This window comes from Arthrobacter sp. JCM 19049, from assembly GCF_001310435.1.
In genome coordinates, this window is the sequence record NZ_BAXF01000002.1 from 15,506 (window position 1) to 36,736 (window position 21,231).

The 21,231-nt window shown below is 61.4% G+C and carries 28 protein-coding genes; 25 read left to right on the forward strand and 3 right to left on the reverse strand.

Annotation, left to right across the window (positions count from 1 at the left end):
* Positions 1-6 precede the first annotated feature (6 nt).
* From JCM19049_RS00330 to JCM19049_RS17480, 25 genes are all read left to right on the forward strand, one after another.
* Entirely contained in the window at positions 7-1,026 is a 1,020-nt protein-coding gene (locus JCM19049_RS00330) for a major capsid protein (protein WP_054820431.1), read from the forward strand.
* 64 nt (positions 1,027-1,090) lie between these two features.
* Entirely contained in the window at positions 1,091-1,489 is a 399-nt protein-coding gene (locus JCM19049_RS00335) for a hypothetical protein (protein ID WP_279402093.1), read from the forward strand.
* 6 nt (positions 1,490-1,495) lie between these two features.
* Positions 1,496-1,882, forward strand: coding sequence for a Gp19/Gp15/Gp42 family protein (locus JCM19049_RS00340; RefSeq protein WP_054820433.1), 387 nt, complete (start codon positions 1,496-1,498; stop codon positions 1,880-1,882).
* A 47-nt stretch (positions 1,883-1,929) separates the two neighbouring features.
* Entirely contained in the window at positions 1,930-2,265 is a 336-nt protein-coding gene (locus tag JCM19049_RS00345) for a hypothetical protein (protein ID WP_054820434.1), read from the forward strand.
* A gap of 10 nt (positions 2,266-2,275) precedes the next feature.
* Entirely contained in the window at positions 2,276-2,524 is a 249-nt protein-coding gene (locus JCM19049_RS00350) for a hypothetical protein (protein ID WP_054820435.1), read from the forward strand.
* An 18-nt stretch (positions 2,525-2,542) separates the two neighbouring features.
* Positions 2,543-3,649, forward strand: a complete 1,107-nt coding sequence (locus tag JCM19049_RS17470) for a hypothetical protein (protein WP_279402094.1) — start codon at positions 2,543-2,545, stop codon at positions 3,647-3,649.
* 177 nt (positions 3,650-3,826) lie between these two features.
* Positions 3,827-3,970: a hypothetical protein gene (locus JCM19049_RS17475; protein ID WP_279402095.1), complete on the forward strand. Its 144-nt coding sequence runs from the start codon at positions 3,827-3,829 to the stop codon at positions 3,968-3,970.
* Between the two features lie 422 nt (positions 3,971-4,392).
* Positions 4,393-4,797, forward strand: coding sequence for a hypothetical protein (locus tag JCM19049_RS00360; protein WP_054820437.1), 405 nt, complete (start codon positions 4,393-4,395; stop codon positions 4,795-4,797).
* A gap of 65 nt (positions 4,798-4,862) precedes the next feature.
* Positions 4,863-5,555: a hypothetical protein gene (locus JCM19049_RS00365; protein ID WP_279402096.1), complete on the forward strand. Its 693-nt coding sequence runs from the start codon at positions 4,863-4,865 to the stop codon at positions 5,553-5,555.
* Complete coding sequence (locus tag JCM19049_RS00370) at positions 5,462-8,689, forward strand: peptidoglycan DD-metalloendopeptidase family protein (protein ID WP_279402097.1); 3,228 nt, start codon at positions 5,462-5,464, stop codon at positions 8,687-8,689. Before JCM19049_RS00365 ends, JCM19049_RS00370 begins: the two co-directional genes overlap by 94 nt.
* Positions 8,686-8,910, forward strand: a complete 225-nt coding sequence (locus tag JCM19049_RS00375; protein WP_054820440.1) for a hypothetical protein — start codon at positions 8,686-8,688, stop codon at positions 8,908-8,910. Before JCM19049_RS00370 ends, JCM19049_RS00375 begins: the two co-directional genes overlap by 4 nt.
* Positions 8,911-8,923: 13 nt before the next feature.
* Positions 8,924-9,781 (forward strand): hypothetical protein, encoded by an 858-nt coding sequence (locus JCM19049_RS00380; protein ID WP_054820441.1) that lies wholly within the window; start codon positions 8,924-8,926, stop codon positions 9,779-9,781.
* A gap of 444 nt (positions 9,782-10,225) precedes the next feature.
* Positions 10,226-11,224, forward strand: coding sequence for a hypothetical protein (locus tag JCM19049_RS00390; RefSeq protein ID WP_279402098.1), 999 nt, complete (start codon positions 10,226-10,228; stop codon positions 11,222-11,224).
* A gap of 134 nt (positions 11,225-11,358) precedes the next feature.
* The gene (locus JCM19049_RS00395; protein WP_279402099.1) at positions 11,359-11,934 is read left to right on the forward strand and encodes a hypothetical protein; all 576 of its coding nucleotides are present in this window, start codon (positions 11,359-11,361) and stop codon (positions 11,932-11,934) included.
* 187 nt (positions 11,935-12,121) lie between these two features.
* Positions 12,122-12,331 (forward strand): hypothetical protein, encoded by a 210-nt coding sequence (locus JCM19049_RS00400; protein WP_054820445.1) that lies wholly within the window; start codon positions 12,122-12,124, stop codon positions 12,329-12,331.
* A 24-nt stretch (positions 12,332-12,355) separates the two neighbouring features.
* The gene (locus JCM19049_RS00405; protein WP_279402100.1) at positions 12,356-12,718 is read left to right on the forward strand and encodes a hypothetical protein; all 363 of its coding nucleotides are present in this window, start codon (positions 12,356-12,358) and stop codon (positions 12,716-12,718) included.
* Positions 12,697-13,974: a hypothetical protein gene (locus tag JCM19049_RS00410; protein ID WP_279402101.1), complete on the forward strand. Its 1,278-nt coding sequence runs from the start codon at positions 12,697-12,699 to the stop codon at positions 13,972-13,974. The genes JCM19049_RS00405 and JCM19049_RS00410 overlap by 22 nt, the downstream gene beginning before the upstream one ends.
* Positions 13,975-14,193: 219 nt before the next feature.
* Positions 14,194-15,897 carry a hypothetical protein gene (locus JCM19049_RS00415; RefSeq protein WP_054820448.1) on the forward strand — a complete coding sequence of 568 codons (1,704 nt, stop codon included), beginning with the start codon at positions 14,194-14,196 and terminating at the stop codon, positions 15,895-15,897.
* 72 nt (positions 15,898-15,969) lie between these two features.
* Positions 15,970-16,422: a hypothetical protein gene (locus tag JCM19049_RS00420; RefSeq protein WP_054820449.1), complete on the forward strand. Its 453-nt coding sequence runs from the start codon at positions 15,970-15,972 to the stop codon at positions 16,420-16,422.
* Entirely contained in the window at positions 16,419-16,847 is a 429-nt protein-coding gene (locus JCM19049_RS00425) for a hypothetical protein (protein WP_054820450.1), read from the forward strand. The genes JCM19049_RS00420 and JCM19049_RS00425 overlap by 4 nt, the downstream gene beginning before the upstream one ends.
* Before the next feature lie 11 nt (positions 16,848-16,858).
* Positions 16,859-17,188 (forward strand): hypothetical protein, encoded by a 330-nt coding sequence (locus tag JCM19049_RS00430; protein ID WP_054820451.1) that lies wholly within the window; start codon positions 16,859-16,861, stop codon positions 17,186-17,188.
* Between the two features lie 50 nt (positions 17,189-17,238).
* On the forward strand, positions 17,239-18,438 hold the full coding sequence (locus JCM19049_RS00435) for an N-acetylmuramoyl-L-alanine amidase (protein ID WP_279402102.1): 1,200 nt from the start codon (positions 17,239-17,241) through the stop codon (positions 18,436-18,438).
* Complete coding sequence (locus JCM19049_RS00440) at positions 18,423-18,608, forward strand: hypothetical protein (RefSeq protein ID WP_054820453.1); 186 nt, start codon at positions 18,423-18,425, stop codon at positions 18,606-18,608. The genes JCM19049_RS00435 and JCM19049_RS00440 overlap by 16 nt, the downstream gene beginning before the upstream one ends.
* A gap of 12 nt (positions 18,609-18,620) precedes the next feature.
* Complete coding sequence (locus JCM19049_RS00445) at positions 18,621-19,076, forward strand: hypothetical protein (protein ID WP_279402103.1); 456 nt, start codon at positions 18,621-18,623, stop codon at positions 19,074-19,076.
* Between the two features lie 795 nt (positions 19,077-19,871).
* Positions 19,872-20,234, forward strand: a complete 363-nt coding sequence (locus JCM19049_RS17480; RefSeq protein ID WP_279402104.1) for a hypothetical protein — start codon at positions 19,872-19,874, stop codon at positions 20,232-20,234.
* Here JCM19049_RS17480 and JCM19049_RS00455 read toward each other — a convergent pair whose 3' ends face one another.
* From JCM19049_RS00455 to JCM19049_RS00465, 3 genes are all read right to left on the reverse strand, one after another.
* The gene (locus tag JCM19049_RS00455) at positions 20,235-20,489 is read right to left on the reverse strand and encodes a hypothetical protein (RefSeq protein WP_054820455.1); all 255 of its coding nucleotides are present in this window, start codon (positions 20,487-20,489) and stop codon (positions 20,235-20,237) included.
* Positions 20,490-20,491: 2 nt separating this feature from the next.
* Complete coding sequence (locus tag JCM19049_RS00460) at positions 20,492-20,920, reverse strand: hypothetical protein (protein WP_054820456.1); 429 nt, start codon at positions 20,918-20,920, stop codon at positions 20,492-20,494.
* The coding region (locus JCM19049_RS00465; protein ID WP_054820457.1) for a hypothetical protein at positions 20,884-21,231 on the reverse strand (348 nt) is incomplete at its 5' end. The genes JCM19049_RS00465 and JCM19049_RS00460, both read right to left, overlap by 37 nt.

Sequence of the window (21,231 nt, forward strand, 5' to 3'; positions counted from 1 at the left end):
CACAACATGGCGCTCGAACTAGACGACCGCTACATCGGCGCAGCCGCACTCACCGGATACGTCCGCGCCGCGCTCGCCGAGGAAGAACAGAATCAGTTCGACCTACAACGATTCCTGCCTGATACCGAGGTGGATGACATTGAATACCGGGCGATGACCGGTGGCGGTGGCCTGGCCCGGGTGGCCAAGTTCCGCTCCTTCGACACTGAGTCGCCGATCGGTGCACGTCGGGGATTCTCCGACCTGTCCGGGCAGCTGCCCCCGATCTCGGAGAAGATCCGTCTCGGCGAGTACGACCGGTTGCAGTGGCGAAATGCTCCTGAAGCGATCCGGGACGCGATCTTGGACGACGGTGTGGAGCAGGCTCGGAAGATCCATGCGCGGGCAGAGGTTGGTCGTGGCCAGCTGCTGATGTCCGGCAAGGTCACCATCGAGGAGAACGGCCTAGTCTTGGAGGCTGACTTCGGCCGGAAGGCCGCGCACAGCCCGACCGCGGGGATCCTGTGGTCGCAGGAAGGCTCCAAACCTGTCGATGACCTGTTGGCTTGGCGCGACGTATACCGCGGCACCAACGGCATCCGCCCGGGGACCATGCTGGTCAGCTCCGCAATCGAAGCGGTGCTGTTGCGTCACCCGCAGATCCGGGCAATGACCCTCCCTGCCGGGGCCACCACCCAGATCGTGACTGTGGCCGCGCTGCAGGAGCTGTTCCGCGCATTGTCGCTGCCGGCCTACGAGGTGTACGAGGCGCAGGTCGCCGATGACAACGACGAGGCGTTCGACATCCTGGATCCGAACCACGTGCTGTTCCTGCCGCCGGCTGGCCGCAAGATCGGTGAGACGGTGTGGGGCGTGACTGCGGAGGCCATGGACGCCAACTACAAGATCGACCGCACCGAGCGTCCGGGCATCGTCGTGGGGTCCTACTCGGAAAACGATCCGGTGTCGCAGTGGACCAAGGCATCGGCGATCATGCTGCCGATCGCTCCGAACGTGAACCTGACCCTCGGGGCCAAGGTTCTCTAGACCATCCGTTTAGGAGGAAGGCCGGGCGCTTGTCTGGCCTTCCTTCCCATCTAAGGAGATGACGATGCCTGAATTTACTGGCGCGTACGCGTGCCATGATGCTGCCGGCAAGCTGCATCAGTTCCTGCCGGGTGAACCGGTGCCGGAGTGGCTGCGTGAGAGTGTGGGCAAGCACCTGCTCTCCGGGCCGTGGTCTGCCCGCCGCAAGTCTGCCGCGAAGCCGGATCCGAACAAGGATCCGGAGAAGGGGCAGCTGGAAGAGCCGCAGACCCGGGAGGAACCGCCGGCAGGCGATGCCCCCCAGGCCGAGGGTTCTGACGAGGACGGCAAGCAGGACGGGAACAGTCCGGACGGCGATCAGGATCTGAGCTTCACCGGTGACGGTGACGCGGGTTCTGACGCAGACGGGGAGCCGGCCAAGCCTGCCACCCGTTCCCGCGCCAAGACCGCCGCCAAGAAGTAGGCCGCCATGGCCGAGCCTTTGGCAAGTCTGGAGGCCTTCAAGGCGCACTGGCCACACCTGCCGCAGGAGGACATGACCGAGGCGGAGCAGAAGCTGAAGGAAGCGTCGCTCAAGGTGCGCAACCGGTTCAAGGACATCGACACCAGGATCGCTTCCGGTGACATTGATCGTGACATGGTCACGCTCGTTGTTTGCCGGATGGTGAAGCGGGCGATGGACGTGCCGGAAGACGTACCGGAGAACGCAACCCAGTTGAGTTTCGCATCCGGCCCGTTCAGCCACAACACGTCGTTCCGGAACACTGACGGGGCGATCTACCTGGGGCGTGAGGATCTTCGGGATCTCGCGCCCCAGGACGCTGAAGGCCAGTTCTTCAACATCATGCCGAGGTAAGGGGGGCGACCATGACGATAGTCAAGAAGTTCCCGAAGTCCTGGCGCATGGATGTGGTGGTGCTGCGGGGCGGTGGCCGCGACGAGATGAACAGGCCGAAGCCGGTGACAGAGATCCCGGTGAAGGATTGTTTGATCGCGCCGCGGGCCACCGCCGAACCACTGGACTGGTCCGATCTGACTTCCGATGACCATGTGCTATACCGCGACCCTGACCGTAATTTCAGCTTTCAGTCCACTGACCAGATCCGCACCCCGGACGGGGTGCTGTGGTCGGTGACTGGATCGCCGAAGGTATGGCCGCTGGGGGTCGAGGTTCCGCTGAAGAAGATGAATGATGGCTCTTTCAAATGTTCCCGGTACGGGCGGGAAATACCGCGCTGACCCGAACGGCTTGGCCGCGATCGGCCGGTCCCAGGACTTGGCCGACGCGTCGCTGGACGTAGCGCAGCGAGGTGCAGCCCTGGGCCGCAAGTACGACCCGGACGGCACCTACAGCGCCGAACCCCGGGGCGTGCGCGCTGGCTGGAACAACGAGTTCCGTGCTGGCGCCGCCGTGGTGCAGGACGAGCCCGGCTACCCTGCAGCGCGGCGCATGGTAATGGCCGACGTTCTGATCGCTATGGAGTCGCAGCGTGGATGATCTCGAATTCCCTGATGGGTGATGGCGGTCCTGGACCTGATCCGGGGCAAGGAGTTCGCCGGCCAGACGTTGAACGCCGGCAAGTACATGCCGACCGACAAGTACGGGCAGCTGGAGAAGGTGCCGTTCGCGCTGGTGGTCGGCGAGGGCGGCACCCCTGGCTACCTGGATCAGGTGGAACGCCTCCGCGTCGAGGTGTACGCGCCCTTCGACGATGCGCTGGAGATTGCAAGGCAATCAAAGAGCAGATCGTTGGGACGGACATCAACACTTCGGCCGGGTTCCTGGACAAGATCAAGGCGGACCAGGTTCCTACCGACGTGCCCTACGCCGGTGACCTGTCCAAGGCGACCCTGCTGCTGTCAATCACTTCGCGGCCGAAGGACTAGCCGCCCTACCAAGTATTCGCCTCTGGCCACCTTCGGGTGGCCATTCGCATTTAAGGAAGCAACCATGCCAACTTTTGACACCATCCGTACCGGGGCGGACAACCGTTCCCTGGTCCGCAAGATCCAGAAAGCGGTCGCATTCTTCCGGCCGAAGTCCGAGGAGGGGCTGCCGACCTCGCTCTATGAGGGTGGCAGCCTGGTCGATCTGAAGGCTGCCGGCTGGATTCCGCTCGGCCTGGTGAGCCCGGACGGGTACACCTTCGCCGGTGAGCGTGAAAACGCGACCGTGGACGCCCTCGGATATTCGACCTCGATCCGCTCCGACGTGACCAAGGTTCCCCGCACCATCGCCACCACCGCACTGGAAAGCGGGAAGAAGGCGGTCGAGGAACTCAAGCGCGGCGTGGACCTGACCAACGTGACTCAGGATCCCACCACCGGCGAGATCACCTACGACGAGGGCGCACTACCGGTGGACAAGGAATACGAGCTCATCGTGGTCGGCGCAGATGGCCCACCGGACGCCGAATGGATCATGGGCAAGGGCTACCCCTCGGTGAAGCTCGCAAACCTCGGAGACGAGGTCTGGGGCGGCGAAGACGCGGTGGCCTCCGAGATCACCCTGGACGTGTTCACCGACGACAAGACCGGCACCCCGGTCCGTCACTTCCTGGCCGGCACCGGCGCACTGAAGTACAAGGACATCCTCGGCTACACCCAGGCCGAGGCCGGCTAAACCGCAGCTCACACACAAGCTGGTGTGCGCCGTTGCCCCCGGAGCGGCGCACACCCTTTCACCCATCCGGGAAACCTGAAGGAGGCCCATCGTGGCAAAGCTCGAAAAGGGCGACCACACCGTGGAGACCAACATCCCCACGGAAATCACCCAGCTACAGCACCACGGTACAAGCTCGTGGAAACCGACACCACCACCAAGCCCGCAACCACCGGCGACGAAAAGCCGGCCGACACCGCGGACGACAAGGCCGACGACAAGAAGCCGGCCACCACCAAGGCCAGCAACAAGCCGGCCACCAAGACCGAAACCAAGAAGTAGAAAAGAATCCGGGGGACCCACAATGACTGACACACCAAAAATCGACCTGGTACTCACCGACCTCGAAAAAGAGATCGCCACACCAGAACCGTACATCGTCGTTCTACCCAAAACCGCCGCATCACCTTCAAAGACCCCTTCGGCTTCCGCGTCTCCGAACGCAAGGAAATCCTCGACCTGTACGACGCAGCCCAACGCGGACAAGCAGACGACCTGGAATTCCTCAAACGAATCCTCACCGAAGCGGACTACAAGAGATACGTAGACGCCGACCTGCCCATCCGCACCCACGCCGCCCTCGTCCAACGCGTCATGGCCCACTTCGAAGGAAACATGGGCGACGAGGGAAAAGGCAACGGCTAACCGGACTACTCACTAAATACCGGGCCCAAATCCGCGCAGACCTCCACGAGATCTACAACGTGGACCTAGCCCAATGGGTCACTGACGGGCGCTGGACAGCACTACTCGAACTCATCGACCAGCTCCCGTCCGCCTCCCGCTACTACGAAGCCATCTCACAGGACGACGAAACCGCCGAGATGCTCCTACAGCTCACCGAAGACAACGAAGATCCCAAAAACCAGGAACCCTGGTCACCACGAGTCGCCGAGTACAACCTCACCAACACACTCCTCGTCGCACTCATCAACGAGATCAAAACACTCCGACTCTCCGGACAAGCAGTAGCAGGCGCCAAACCCAAAAAAGAGAAACCCTTCCCAGCACCCCGCACCGCACTCGAACGAGCACGCGCTCGCCGTGAGGAGCAGGAGGCTAAGCGGATCGCGTTTATGTTCGGTTTTTCTGAAGCTGATTTCAACTAACCATTTTCTAGCGAGAGGGCCACCCCAGTTCCGGGGTGGCCCTCTTCTTTCATTAGGGGGTTCCCGTGCCTGTTGTCGGTGTAGCCGAGATCCTCGTTGTCCCGAGTTTCAAGGGAACCCAGTCGAAGATCGGCAAAGAATTTACCGGCATGTCCCAAAAGGAGGGCAAGAAGGCCGGCGGGTTCATGTCGAACGCCTTGAGCACCGCTGCGGGCATCGGTATAGCCAAGACCGGCGCGGTGCTGGCCAAGGGGCTGGGGGCAGCGTTCACGAAGGGGTTCAGTCGCCTGCAGGCTATCGAGCAGGCTAAGGCGAAACTGACCGGCCTGGGCCACTCGGCGCAGAACGTCGAACTGATCATGACCAACGCCAACGCCGCGGTGAAGGGCACCGCCTTCGGCCTTGGCGAGGCAGCTACCGTGGCGGCCAACGCTGTCGCCGCCGGTGTGAAGCCGGGCCAGGATCTGGAACGCACCCTGAAGCTTGTTTCGGATGCCTCCACAATTGCTGGCACCGACATGGCGTCCATGGGCGCAATCTTCAACAAGGCTGCCGCCTCGAACAAGGTGCAGATGGATGTCATCAACCAGCTGCACGATGCTGGCGTGCCTGCCTGCAGCTCATCGCCAACGAGCTGGGCGTCACCGCAGAGGAAGCTTCCAAGATGGCGTCCAAGGGTGAAGTGGACTTCGCGACCTTCCAGAACGCCATGGAGAAGGGTATGGGCGGCGCCGCCCAGGAGTCCGGCAAGACCCTGAAGGGCGCGTTCGACAACTCCATGGCCGCGATTGGCCGCTTCGGTGCCAACCTCATGGAGGGCGTCTACCCGCAGGTGCGCGAATTCTTCAACGGCTTCATCCAATTCATGCAGCCCCTGGAACAGCAAGCCAAGGTTGTAGGCGAAGCTGTGGGCAAATTCTTGGGCAAGGTCACCAAGGGAATCCAGGGCGTTTTCGAGATCCTTGTCCAGGGCAACTTCTCCGGTGTACTGCGTGAGACCTTCGGCATCGAAGAGGATCACCCGCTGGTGAAATTCCTGTTCAACGTCCGGGACATCATCGGTGAGGTCATCGGTGGGATCAAGGCGTTCGGTGCCGCATGGGTCTACAACGACGGGGAAATCACTTCCTCCGGCCTGCCCGGATTCATGGAACGCCTGGGCTACTACGCCCGGCAGACTTTCGACTTCCTGATGCAACACAAGGAAATCCTTGCCGCACTGACCGGCGCGATCATTGGATGGGTCGCGGTCATGAAGACCGTGGCGATCATCAAGCAGATCAAGGGCTGGATCACCGCAGCGACCGCCGCCCAGTGGGGCCTGAACGCTGCCATGCAGTTCTTCACCAAGACCAACATCATCGGGCTGATCGTCGCGGGAATCGCTGCACTGGTTGCCGCCTTCATCTACCTGTGGAAGAACAACGAGGGCTTCCGGAACTTCTTCATCGGAGCGTGGGAGGCGATCAAGGGCGCCGTCGGCGCTGCCGTCGAGTGGATCCGCGGGGCCCTGTCAAATATGGGCGAGTTCTTCTCGTCCATATGGCAGTGGGTCCAGCAGACCACCGACGCCGCGGTCTCGTGGATTGGTGGCGCGCTGTCAGGACTGGGCGAGTTCTTCTCGTCCGTGTGGCGGAGCATCAGCGATGCCGTAGGCGCCGGTGTCGAATTCATCCGGAACGCGGCCGGCAGCATTGCCGGGTTCTTCCGGGATACGGTCGCGCCTGCCTTCACGTGGCTGTACGAAAATATCGTGAAGCCGGTGTGGGAGGGCATCAAGCTCGCGATCACTATCGCGCTCACCCCGATTGTGGCCGCGGGCATGGCACTGGTGTGGTTCTACAAGAATGTCCTGGCCCCGGTATTCACCTGGCTCTACGAGAATGTGGTGAAGCGGGTCTGGTCGGGGATTCAGAAGATCATTGTTTTTGTGGTGCGCGCCGTCCAGGGGTACATCAACCTCTGGGTTTCGTTGTTCCGCAATGTCCTCGCCCCGGCGTTCCAGTGGATTCTGAACAACATTGTCATCCCGGTGATGAACGGTATCCGCGCCGGGATCGCTGGCATGTGGAATTTTGTGAAGAGCATCTTCGTGAAGATGGACCTGTTCATCAGGACTGTCCTCGCGTTGGCGTTCACGTGGCTCCGCGATTCGGTGATCACCCCGGTCTGGAACTGGATCAAGTCCACGATTTCGAATACGTGGAATGGGATCAAGCAGATTTTCTGGAATATCGTGAATTTCATTCGCGGCGTCCTATCTGCTGCGTTCACCTGGCTCCGGGATTCTGTAATCACCCCGGTCTGGAACGGGATCAAGTGGCTCACCTCCGCCTGGTGGAACGGGATCAAGCTGATTTTCAGCACCGCGATTTCGTTTGTCCGAAACAGCCTGGCGAAGGTCTTCACCTGGCTGCGTGATTCGGTGATCACTCCGGTGTGGAACGGCATCAAAAACGTCATCTCGTCCGTCTGGGACAAGGGCATCAAACCCGTGTTCGAGCGGCTCCGAGATTTCGTGATGGAGACCCTGCCGAACGCTTTCAAGAAGGGCGTCGATTTCATTGAGCAGGTCTGGAAGAAGGTCGCGAATGTAGCCCGTAAGCCGATCAACTTTGTCATCAGAACCGTCTACAACAACGGCCTGGTGAAGGCCTTCAACTCGGTCGCTGACGCGATCGGGCTGAAGGAGAGTTGGCGGTTGAAGGCTGCCGCGGAGATCCCCGAGTTCTACCGTGGCGGCTGGACGGGCCCGGGCGGCAAGTACGACGAGGCCGGCATTGTGCACGCGGACGAGTTCGTGGTCCGCAAGGAGTCGCAGCGCGACCTGCGCCGCAAGGCTCCCGGGTTCCTGGACGCGATCAACCGGTACGGCGCTGCAGCGCTCGGCTACGCGAATGGCGGCCTGGTGCGGCCGGTGCGTGGCGGCCGGATGACGTCCGGGTTCGGTTCCAGTCGCGGGCGCTACCCGCACGCTGGCCTGGACTTGGCGGTGCCGGTCGGCACCCCGGTGTTTGCGTCCATGGCAGGCACCGTGCTGCGGGCCGCATGGAACGCGATCACCGGCCGCACCGGCCTGGGCGTATTCCTTGGCCACGAAGGTGGCCGGAACACCTACTACGGGCACTTGTCGAAGCTGCTGGTCAAGGCCGGCGACACCGTGAGCAAGGGCCAGAAGATCGCACTGTCCGGCAACACCGGCAAATCTTCTGGGCCTCACCTGCACTGGGAGACCTGGACGGGCGGTAAGGCGGTCAACCCGGCCCCGTACCTGTCTGGGGCGCTGCTCCCGGCAGGGGCCGAGGGCGCGGACGGTGGCGGCGACTGGAACCCGTTGGCACCGATCCTGGCGTTGAAGGACTCCATGGTCGGGAAGTTCAAGGACGCCTTCGCCGGCGGGAACTTCTGGACCGAGATGGCAGGCGGGGCGGTCACGAAACTGATCACCGGGCCGGTCGATTGGATCAGGGAACAGTTCGCGAAGATCGGCGACTTCACGCGCGACTCGTGGGGCAACGTGAAGGACTTCTTCAACGGGCCTGACAGCGCGGTGCAGAAGGCCGTGCGTGGTGTCGCAGCCGGGTACGGCTGGGACTCGGGCCGCCACTGGAACGCCTTGTCGAAGATCATCAGCAAGGAATCCAGCTGGAACCCGAACGCCGCAAACCCGGCCAGCTCGGCGCGTGGCCTGTTCCAGAAGATGACCAGCCTTCACGGGCCCATCGAATCCACTCCTGAGGGTCAGGCGCAGTGGGGTTTGAACTACATCAAATCCCGCTACGGCGACCCGGAGAAGGCGTGGAAGTACTGGAAGAGCCACGGCAGCTACTCCGATGGTGGCTTGGTGAAGCCGATGCTGTTCGACCAGGGAGCGTCCTGCCTCCGGGGTTGAACACGCTGCTGAACGCGACCGGGAAACCGGAAGCGATTCTGAATCCTCGCCAGTGGGATGCGGCCATCAAGTCCATTGAGGTGGCCCGTCAGGTTGCTGACGGCAAGTCGGTCACCCAGTACAACTACCACGCAGGCGAGAGCGGCGGCTCGGCGAAGGACTTCTTCGACACCGCGGCCTTCGAGGAACGGAAACTGTCACGGACGGGGGGTCGTCGATGATCGATCGAGCCAGATGATCGCCCGTCTTGGCGGGATCGAGTTCGGTGGTCTGGGGGATCTCATCATCCAGGAGTTTGACCCGGGGGACACGGAGATCACCGTGAACGACGCGAACATCCCCATGGGTGACGGCGTCATGGTGGGTCGTGACTTCCTGGGCGGTAAGACCTGGGGGTTCACGTTGGCCACGAACCGGGCCGATGTGGAGGGGGCACGCCGCACAGCAGCTCAACTGGGCGCGGTGTGGCGTTCCCCCTCCATCCGGCGTACCCCGGGCGCTGTGGTGCCGTTGTCGTATCGGATCGGCTCGCAGTGGCGGCGCGTGTATGGCCGGCCTGGTCGGTGGGCTGACCCCGTCCCTGATGTGCGCGCCATGCGGGGCGTCATGGTGGTGGCCTGTGATTTCCGGGTGACTGATCCACGGCATTTCGCTGAGGACGAGTCAGTAGTCACTTTGACGGTGGTTCCGGAATCTACTGGTGGGCTGCGGTTCCCGGCGCGTGCCCCGTTCCGCTTCAACTCGCGGGGCGGGGAGCGCGTCGGCCTGGTGGACAACCAGGGTGACGCGGCCACCCCGCTGACCGTGACGTTCCACGGGCCGTGCCGTGACCCGAAGGTGATCGCGGCTGCGGGCTGGGAAATCGGGCTAGTGGGTTCTCTGGCTTATGACGTGTCGGTAACCGTGGACGCCCTGGCGAAGACGGTGACGCGATCGGACGGCGCGCAGGTGCCGGGGATGCTGACCCGCGCCACCGTGCTGTCGAAGGCGGAGCTTCCGGTGGGTCAGTCCGACATTACTTTCACCTGCGTGGACGAGACAGCAACCGCGAAGGCCGTGCTGTCTTACCGTCACGCCTACACAACCCTTTAGGAGATTCGCATGGGACAGGAACCGAAGAAGCAGCGGGAAACGTGGACCGATAAAGCTAAGTCCGGCCCAGTGTTTCAGGGCCGGGACTTGTTGCCTGGCGCTTGGGCTACCGGTGGCCCTGCTCGTCCTCTAGACGATTGACCCGACTTTCTAGTTCATGTATTGCGGCGTGGAAAGACGCTGAAATATCGGCAATCTTCCTTACGAGCAGCTGTGATTCGAGAGTAGCGGTGGGGCCGAGTTCAGCTTGAAGTTCGTTGAAGGTGTCTCGGATAGCGATTTCTAGATGGCCCGCGATTGGTGTGGGTCCGTAGATTTCGAATTTCCGTTGGTAATCAGCCATTTCTTCCCTTTGTTTTGGGCGCACGGTTGTGCGCTGGTTGGTGGAGCCTTCAGCTTATCGGCCGTGCGTCCGCTTACTACTTTTTGATTAGGAGGGCCATCGTGGCTTTGGAAAATGTGCCGTGGGCTGTGACTGGCGCTGAGGTTACTGCGGCTGTTGCCCGGCAGACATTGTTTGATGCAACCTCGGGCGCTGAAGGTGTTTCCAGTGTCGGGTCGATGAAGGTACAGGCGTTACAGACGCCTGGTCCGAAGGTGCGGATCGCGCCGGGCGGGGCGATCATAAATAACCGATACACGGGCGGTGCTGGGCAGTCGTACGCGGCACGAAACGCCACCCAGACCGAAATCCCAATAACCGCTACTGGTTCGGCTGGTGGACGCACTGACCTCGTGGTGCTGCGGATCCTTGACCCAGATTTCGAAGGGCAAGCGCCGGAGAACCCGGACGAGTTCAGCTACACCCGGATCGCTGTGGTTGAGGGGGTCCCGTCGAATACGAAGTCGGCCAGGGATTTGAATCTCCCTTACCCGGCAATCGCGTTGGCGCGGATCGCGTTGCCGAAGTCCACAGCCACTATCACTAGCGGGATGATCACGGATCTGCGGGAGGTTGCCCAGCCACGTCGTCATCCTGAGATGCGAACTCATGCGCTCGTTGGTGAGGAAACGTTCACGTTGCAAGTCGCTACCGCGTACCCGGATGGTGGCCAAACGTGGCCGCCGTCGACCGAAACCGCATGGGGCGAGATCCCGATCCCGTCGTGGGCTACCCGCGCAAAGATCGTCATGTGGTGGGGCGGCATTAGCGTCCCTGCCGGTGAGGCGTATGGCTTGCTTTGGGTGCAGGTGGGTGCCACAGCCAATCCTAAGAACGTGAAAACTCAGGCAGTCCGTTATGACTCGGCGAACGCTTCGAATCATTCCCGACAGGCGCACTTCGTGGCAGATGAGATTTCCATTCCAGCTGAGCTGCGCGGCACTTCCCAGAAGTTCTACCCGCGAGGGAACTGGAACGGCGGACATTCTGAGTCGCGGTGGGTGTTGGATTCGGCGTCGAACCTTCTGTTGCAGATCGAGTTCATGGAACAAGCTGACTAGTTGAAGGGTGGTGTCCCATGTGGCGTTTCGACCTCATCAGTTTGCCTGACCGGGGGTGGATTGACCGGGACGTGAAACTTAGTGGGGCTGAGGTTTCCGCACCGCTGTCGGCGCCTTGCAGCATCTCTGGAACATTGCCGACCGAGATCTCGAATTTGATGGGGTTTGATGGGCTGCCGAAGGTTCGGGAGTGGGGTTGCGGGGTTGTTGCTCAGTACGCTTCGCAGGCCCCGGTGTTCGCGATCGTGGACAAGATCGCGGCCGAAGGGCAGAAGCTGAGTATTGAGGCTGGCGGGTTCACCATGTACCCATCCGGGCAACCGTGGCTTGGTGAGGACTTCGCAGGTATTGAGGTGGACCCGCTGGACATGCTCCGCAAAATTTGGGCGCATCTTCAGTCTTATCCGGACGGCGATCTACGTGTGGCTGTTGATCCGCTGAAGTCGCCGGTTCGGGTGGGCGAGGAGGAGCGGACGGTGGAATTCACCACGGGTTCCGGCGAGGACGTGTCCTTTGAGACTGGCCCGTTCCGGCTGGCTTGGTGGGCAACGGATGACCTGGGCAAGGTGCAGTCCGATCTGGTGACTGATACCCCGTTCGAGTACCGGGAGCACAGCATGTGGGACGGGGAGGGTATCCGGCACCGACTGGAGTTGGGATACCCAACCTGGGGGTGCGCCGCAACGAGTTGCGGTTCGAGATTGGCGTGAACGTCAAGGTTGTCCCTTCGGTGGAGGGGCTGGACTATGCGTCCGAGGTGCTGCTCATGGGGCCGGTGAGGGCCGGGATAAGATCCGCGCCCACACGACCGCTAGGCGGGGCCGTCTGCGCCGTGTCCACGTGGATACCGATAGCAGTTTGCGGTCTAAGAAGTCCGCTGAAGCGGCGGCCCGCCCCATGCTCGAAACCTTGACTGGGCAGGCGGGTATTCAGGAGCTGGTGGTCGTTGACCACCCTAACGCCAGATACGGAAGCTACGAGCCCGGGGACGAGATCCAGGTGCTTGGGGACATGGGCTGGGTTCGCTCCGGAATGTGGGTGCGCATCCAAGAAATTACAGCTGACGTTGACAGCGGCGACATACGACTTCAGGTGGTGATGGTTTAGATGGCTCGGGTTCATGATCAGAATGTGCGGCGTATCGCCCAGGACATTGCCGCGATAAAGCGCGATGTGCGGGTGGTGAAGAACCGCAAGCCCGGTTTGGCATACTCGTCTATCGAGGACGGGGCGATCCGTGAGTACGACAAGGACGGTGTCCTGGTTTCCCAGACTGGGAAGCAGCCGGACGGCACCCACAACCATGTGGTGGTGAACGGACCGAAGCCTCCGAAGCCGGCCGGTTTGACTGCATCGGCTCAACCTGGCTTGATTGAGATCCGTTGGAACGGCAAGTTTGCTGGCGGCGTGGTCTCGCCCCTGGACTTGAAGCATGTGGCCGCGTACGTTGTGCCTCCGGTGAGTTCCTGGACTTGTCCGACCAGGCAGGTGTGATGACCGGTGAGCTCGGGGACAACATCCAGGTGCAGGCCAAACCGGGCGCTTACACCGTCTACCTGGTGGCTTGGTCGATGGCCGGCAAGTTCTCGGACGCTGCCGGACCCGCCCCGGTCCTAGTCACCGCTCCCGCGGACATGGACGTGATCCAGGGTGCGTTGGATGAGCTGGATGAGAAGTACGACGGAGTAATCACCGAAGCCGGGCAACTGGGTGGCCGCCTGGATCAGGCAGAGCAGGACCTGGTTGGCCATGACCAACGTTTGGGGGCCGCGGATCAGCGGATCTCTGACGCGTTCGCGGAGATCGGGCAGACGAACGCCAAAGCCCAGGGCGCAGTAGACGCCGCGGCTGCCGCTCAAGCGGACGCGGACACAGCAAAGTCTGATGCGGACGCTGCGAAGCAGGAGGCCCTGCAAGCGGCCGGGATCGCTAACGCCAAGGGTGAGGTGATCTACCAGGCAACCGCACCTACAGGCAGCCGCGCCAGCAAGTCGAATTTGTGGATTCGCACCAGCGACAATAAACCGCACACCTACGATGACGCCGCTGGAAAGTGGGTAGCCGTCACCGATCAAGCGGTGTTGGACGCGGCGCAGGCGGCAGCAACCGCCCAGTCGAAGGCTGACACGGCGGCGCAGGCCGCTGCGAACGCTCAGGCAGCAGCTGGCTCCGCTCAACAGACCGCTGAAGGTGCGCTGACGATGGCAGGGAGCCGCACCAGCGTCTTCTACTCCACGAAGGCCCCGTCCGGCCAAGGCGACCACGAAGGAGCGCTATGGCGGCAGTGGGACGAGAACAAGAACGTCATTGGCCGGTGGATCTGGGACGGTAGCTCCTGGATGAAGGACAAGCTGTCCTCGGATGTCATCGACAACCTGGATGTCGGCAAGCTAACAGTGGGATCAGGCGTGATCGCGGACCTGGTAGCCAAGCACATTGCCGGACAGACTGCCGCGTTCCAGCGGGCAGACATAAAGAACCTGTTCGTCACCACGGGCACCATGACCGAGGCCGTGATTAACAGACTCTTTACGGACGTGGTCATGTCCCGGAAGATCACAACTCAGATGCTCGCCATCGGAGATTTCAACAACTACGTAGCCACTGGCCTGGGTGTCAACAACGACTCCATGGACTGGGCTAGCGGGCTGACCCCGGACTTCGAAGACGTTCCAGCAGGCATCTCACATTCATTCAAATCGAGCGTGGGGCAGGGAACTAAGGCTCTACAGGCTCGAAGTTCGATGTGAATCCTGGAGAGGAGTTCGTATTTGAAGTTTGGATAAAGGCCGACAAGCCAGGGTCGCGAATTTTCGTTGAATTGCGGGACCAGAGTGGTGGCCATGGTGTCACAAGCACTCGTCTTGAAGAGGGGGATACCTTCTGGGGCAACGGTACTTACCCAGTGAACAATGCACCTGTACCCACGGTATGGACCGTTGGCGGGGGCGATGCATCCCTAAGCCGGGGTGCGGCAGCTGTATGTGGCGTCGATTTATTTCAACCATCCAAACGGGACAGAGAAAAACGCTCAGGTGTGGTTGGCGGGGCTGTCATTGAGGAAACGATTTGGCGGCGAAGTCGTGCTAGACGGTTCTATGAAGGCCCGTCATATCGACGTTGAGGACCTAGCGGCGAACGCTGGCTTCATTGCTGACCTCACGTCGAAGATCGTCAAGTCCGATGTTTTCCAGGGTAAGGAGTTCTTCGGTGGCAAGTTCATCGGCGCCTACTTCTGGACGAGCCCGCTTGATGGGGTCGGGCTGAAGCTGGATAACGAGGGGCTGCGTGCTTATGGGCCGGAGGGCGGTGAACCAGTTGTAGAGATCCGGCCCGATGGCGGCACCGCTGTCCAGGTATCTGACCCGGCCACGGGGGACGTGCTTGGTGGTATCGATTCGGAAGGTGGTGTCGCCGGCCAGTCGTTGAGTGTGGTTGAAGAAGCTCGCATTGATGGTGTGATCGTCTCTGGCGGTGATCCGCTCGTGGAGGGGCACAAGGGGGACGTGAACCTGGGCGAGTACGGCCCTGTGTTCAACGGGCGTTCCTTGCTTGGTGTGCACTTCATGAACTATATCGAGCAGCACCCGAACGTCACCGATAACTTCTCCTGGTTGACCGCCGTACCGTACGGGATGGTGTTGAACACGCAGAAAGCGGACCCGTCACTGACGTGGGACGCGGTGGGTGGTCAGCATCATTACAAAGTGCGTTTGGGTGGAACGATCGAGACGGTAGCGGGGCGGCTTTACCAGGTGAGTTATGGGACTCCGGCTATGCGTGCCACGGATGGCGGGTCCGGCAACCTTGGGGAAGCGTGCATTGTGCGCAGTAACGATGGCGGCTCGATCACGGCAGGAGGTGCGGAGGGCTACAAGATCCCTGCGTCGAAGGAGTTCATCTCCAATGCCGGGGAGTGGACGTCGGTGAACCGTACGGTGTTGTTGCGGTGCCCGGACGATATTCCGGCCGGGAAAATCATGCTGGGTATCGAGCTGTATGTGAATTCCGGAAGGAAGGCGTCGACGACCAGCTCATCAAGTGCTGCCATGTGGTCACTCTCGGTCCTGGACATGGGGTTGCACTACGGCCAGTACAACGGCACCACCCTGTACCTGGACAAGAAGGGCACGGAGCCGCCGCCACCACCGCCGGCACCGGAACCTGCGAAGCCGAAACGGTATACGGAAACCATTCCGGCATCTTGGTGGCAGGCGTACACCGGGGATAACTCCCAGGCGACGCATCCCACCTATTCCGGCAGGGCCGCACAGGGCCGGACACCGCACGCGCCGGGCAACGGTGTGATGCGTGGCCTGATCGGGTTCCCGTCCCAGGCTTCCTTGCTGTCGGGTGCGACGGTGAAGAAGATCGAGGTGTACGTGTACGCGGACAAGTGGCACGCCAGCGCCGGCGGTACAGCGGTGCTCGGCACACACGGGCACGGCTCTAAACCAGGCTCCTGGTCGTCCACGAGCAACGATGTGGCCCGCAAGAAGATGGGCCGCGGTTCTGGGCTGTGGATCACTCTGCCGTCCAGTGTGCATGCCGGGTTCAAGTCTGGGTCGCTTCGCGGTATCAGTTTCTACCCGCCTAGCGGTTCGACTTCCAGTGAGTACTACGGCCTCTTCACCGGTAAGAAGGCCAAGCTGCGCATCACCTACGAAAAATAAGCGCCACCAGTTAGGGGCAGAACGTACCTTCGTTCTGCCCCTAACTGGTGTGCCAAAACGAAGGAGGAGGAAGTGTCCGAAACAAATGAGCAGATTGAACCGGATGAGGTCATCGAATCGACCGACACCACCGAGCTGACCGAGGCGTTGGAACAAATCGAAGAGTCGGCGCCTGAACCGAGGAGCGAGTCCTTGTTCCTGGCTGCAGCCCGGGCCATGGATGACGAGACGATCAAATGGCGGATCCAGTCAGCTGTCCTGTTCCACGCCCAGGGCCTGCTGTCACAGGGTGGCAATAACAGCAACTACGCGATCCACGCGGTCATGAATCCGCACCAGCTGGACCCGACGATGATGGCGCTGGTGCTCGTGGATGAAGCGATAGCCAAGCAAGTCAAGGTCAGCGAGAACGGGGACCGGGTGGATACCACCGGCGTGCCAGATGAAACTATTCTCACCCGGGTGAAGCAGGCGTGGCCGCTGGTCGCTTTCAAGTACCCGAACAACCCGCTACAGGCCGGGTGAGCGTCGTGCCTACAAGGTTGGTGACGAAGATTTGGCTGTCGCTGCAGGAGCCGCGGAAGATCACGGCGATGCAGACGATGCTTTACCTGTTGGTCGCGTTCGCTGGGGTCGGGGTCCTGTTGTGGACTCCGACCAGCATTGAGGGCCGTATTGGTCTGGGTCTGACGATCATGTGGGGGTGGTTTGCCCTGCTGGGCGGTGTCCTTGGGGCTTGGGCGACGCCGGGCGGGAAGTGGTTTTTGGAGCGGGCCGCGATCTGGTTGTGCGGTACCGCGGTCTTGTTCTATCTGCTCATTGTGGGGTATTTGCAGGTCACGACGTCGGGTAACCGTCTGGTTCAGATGGCGTTTATCGCGATTGCTGGGGTGGCCCTTGGCATTCGGTTTGAACGGATCCGGGAGTTCGATTACGAGCCTGGCAAGTAGGAGCCAACGCCATGGATTGGCCGCAATACATTCTGTCGCTTATCGGCGCGCTCGGTGGCGGCCTGACGATCCGGGAGATCATCGGCGCGATCAGCCGGTCTCGCTCTGGCAAGACCCAGGCTGAGCGGGTAGAGAACAAGTCTCTGGTGGCCCGTACCCGGTATGCGGAGGACATGGCCGAGTATGAGCGCAGCTACCGCCGGCAGATCGAGGATCATGCCGCGAATGCCCGCCGTATTGCCAGGGAACGGGGAGCCACGATTGAAGAGCTGGGCCCGTGGCCTTTGCCTCCGGAGCCGCCGCCGCGGCCGAAGGATGACCCGGAGACCAGCACCATCTAAGACCGCTCGATATGGCGGTCTTTTTTCATGCCCAAAAGGAGGGCTCAACCTTGAAGATCAGGCAGCAGCTGGTCAAGAACAACAAGCAAACCTACGGCGGGGTGAACCCGCTTCATGGCGTGGTTGTGCATGAGACCGGGAACACCAGACGGGGCGCGAACGCTGCAGCGCACGCGAACCTGCAGACCAACGGGAACAGCCGGGACGCATCCTGGCATATCACCGTGGACGAGAAAGAAGCCGTCCAATCGTACGCCGATAACGAGCAGTGCTGGCACGCCGGGAACCGCGAAGCCAACACAACCCGCCTCGCCGTGGAGATCTGCGTCAACGAGGACGGCGACTACAACGCCGCGTTCCGCAACGCCGCCGAAGTGGTGCGCATGAAGCGCATCGAACACGGTTGGACCCGCGCCAACGTGGAGCAGCACTTTGACCATTCCGGGAAGGACTGCCCGTCCCGGATCCGAGCTGAGGGCCGCTGGGAAGAATTCCTAGACCTCACCGAACCAGAAGGAGATAAAACCATGAGCGTACGCACCCCGAGCGAGGCTATCGCCTGGTCCAAAACCCAGACCAAGGGCTATGTGGGCCTGTGCCTGGTATTCGTTCGTTCCTGCTTCAACATCGCAGTGAAGTACCCGAGCGCCGCGGCTGCCTGGGCGGCCGCGAAGAAGAAGCACCACACCAGCAGCACCGCGTACATCCCGGCGGGTGCCCCGGTGTTCTTCGACGTGCCAGGCAACAAGTACGATCACGTGGCCCTGTACCTGGGTGGTGGCCTGTTCCGCACCAACTACTCGGCGAAGGGCACCGTGATCACCGCGTCCCTGGACCACCCGGTGTTCAACACCATGCGCATGCTGGGCTGGACCGAGGACCTGAACGGGGTCACCATCCCGGGCTTGACCCAGACTGAGAGCGCCGCGAAGCCGACCGGCGGCAAGTACACCGGAAACTCCATCGTGGACTACCTGGCATCCGTTGGTAAGGATTCCAGTTTCGCGTCCCGCAAGAAGCTGGCCGACCAGTACGGCATCAAGGGGTACTCGGGCACCTCGGCTCAGAACACCGCCCTGCTCAACGCCATGCGCGGCGGCTCCAAGCCGGCGGCCAAGCCGAAGCCGTCCAAGAGCGTCGCCCAGATGGCTGATGAGGTGATCGCCGGCAAGCATGGTTCGGGGCACGCGAACCGCCGCAAGTCGCTGGGGATCAGCGCGGCCGAGTACGAAAGGTGCGCGCCGAGGTGAACCGCCGCGCCAGCGCCAAGGCCCCAGCCAAGGGCAAGTCCATCTCCCAGATGGCCACCGAGGTCATCCAGGGCAAGCATGGCAGCGGGCACGCGAACCGGCAGAAGTCCCTGGGCGTGAGCGCAGCGACCTACGCCAAGGTGCGCGCCGAAGTGAACAAGCGACTCTAGGAGGGTCCGACGATGATTGAATTCAACATTCCCCTGTTCCAGGTGTTCACGCTACTGGCCGCGGTGGTGTTCCCCCTGTTGGTTGGTCTGGTGACCAAGCGTGCCACCAATCCGGGCCGCAAGGCGGTGCTGCTGGCTGGCCTGTCTGTGCTGATCTCCCTGTGTACTGAGCTGGCCGCCGCGCTGGAGGCGGGAACCTCCTACAACCTTGGTATGGCGCTGCTGACGGGTCTGGGGTCGTTCCTGGTGGCTGTGGCCATGCACTACGGGCTGTGGAAGCCAACCGGCGTTGCAGACAAGCTGCAGGGTGTCGGTGACTCCGAACCCATCGACCGACCGGACTCGGTGCCAGCATTCGAAGCCCATATCACCAACGGCGTGAGCACGGAAGATCCCACGGTCGGGTACGCGCCCGGCCAGTACCCGGGACCTGATCCTGATAAGCGCGGCAAACACGTAGCCGAGTAACTCAGGAGCCGGCCCACCCTCTCCGCTGAGGAGCGGGTGGGCCGATCTTCGGCGTCCAAGGCGTCTGGAAGCTACGCCATGTGCACCTGCTGGCTGATCGATCGACTACGATTCGATGCATGATGGATCGAGCAGGAAACATATATGCAACTTTCGGTGGTCTGCTCGTAGGCCTGGCAGGGGGCGCTGTTCTTTCGGTGCTGCTAATGACTGCTAGTTGGGCAAACTCCATCTACTTTGCCGGCCTGCTCATCTTCCTTGTTCTCGTAGGGATTTTTATGATCCTAGCTAGCATTCTTGGGTGGAAGTTGCCTGGCCGGAAGGGGGACGTTCAAAGGCTAGTAGAAGAGGTCGACACATTCGTCGAAGGTCTCTATGACTGGTTGAAACTGCGGAAAGACAATGAGCCCTGCACGATTTCAGCATGCCGTTTGAAGCCTCTAGGCGCCTGATGGAGCAAAATTCGAATACGATGCGTTCGGAATGGAGCTCCAGATTTTCCGTGAAAGCTCTCTACTACTATGACGAGCTAATGAAGCATCTACGGGGCAAGCAGACAAACATTCCCGACAGATTCTTGTTTGAAAATCCAACTAATCCTTTGGGCATGGAGGAAGTGGCAAGAACCTTGGGGATCCTTAGCCGCCGCCTCCGTTCCGAACGGAACTTGCACAAATAACTAGATGCGCGCATGATTCGACCGCCCCATCCTCTCCACTACGGAGAGGATGGGGCGGCTTTTCTGCGTCTAGAATCGTTCTCGTGCCAGAAACCCAAGACCCTCGCTTCGAGGGCATGCGCCGCTACGAACCCAACCGCCGCCCCTACGTCGAAGTCAGGGAAGGTGACCACCGTTTCCACGCCCAGGTGATCGGCTGGAACCAGGGTGACGTGTTCATCGAGTACCCGACCCGGATCCTCAACAGGGTCACCACGGGTCAGCGGGAAGTGAAGTGGGTGCCCACCGCGGCCGCAATCCGCATCCGGCGCGCTGACAGCATCTGGCGAGTACCGAGGACGATCACGCCTGGCACGCCGAGCAGGACAAGCGGATCGCGTACCGGGCAGACCCGTGGACCGTCTACACCCAAGAGCTGCCCGAATAAGACTAGACCCCGAATCTCAATACGAGCTTCGGGGTCTAGCCTGCGTGGCTGACTACTTCACGACATGATGCTGGTTCGTCTGGCAATCAATGACCTCGATGACCTGGCCGCGGTCGTCGAAGATGAACACGCAGCGCGGGCACAACCGCTCATCCCGCCCCAGCACGCTCTCAGCATCACGGCCGGCAGATCCAGCCACAGCCCCAGCCACCTCAGCCTGCCGCGCTCGCCGTGCGATCATGTCCTCAGTGCGGGTATCGAGCCATTCGGTCAACTTGTTTGGCCCCCGGCGCAGTTGCTCACGCATCGTTATTCACCTTCGGTGGTCGGTTCCGCGTCTGGGTCGTAGGCTTCCCATTCTTGCCCTGCCTCTTGAGCAGCCTTCCATTCCCGGTACTCGGAGACGAGCGGGTTGTATGCCGGCACTTCATCAAAGATCCCATGCGGCATGACGGCGATGCGCTCAATCTCGATTGGGAAGACATCTTCAGCGGTCGGGACAGCCAGGATCATCGTGCCCTTTTCTGATGGGTCGATAGCTGACTTCAGGGAGTTGTTTAGCTCCACACCGTCGTTGTAGAGCTTGGTGGATTCCTTGTCCGATAGCTCGGTGCCGTCCATGAGGGTGTTGGTATCGGTTTCATAGTCGGTTTCTGGCTGCCAGTCGCTGATCGGGTCGTCCAGGCTGGTGAACTCGTACTTCAGGCCGTCTGGGTCATAGACGTTGACGGCGTACATGTTCGCGACCTCGGAGCCTTGCGGTTGTCCACTTCAGCGACAAGGTATTCCACGTCGTAACCGTGGGTGGCCTTTCGGTAGTCCTCGATCTCCTTGATCCGGGGATCGTCCTTGCCTACGAACTCGATGGTCCCCTCAGTGCCGGCACTGCTGATGAACGCGAAGTCCTTCTCCGTGGTGAGTTTCAGGTCCTCTGGGGACAGGGTGGTGAAGTCTACGCCGTCGCTGCTGATGTTTCCCTTGCCTGGCACCTTCTCCGCCTCCTGGGACTGCGAGGCAGACGGCGCCGCGGGTGCCTCAGACGCGCCCTG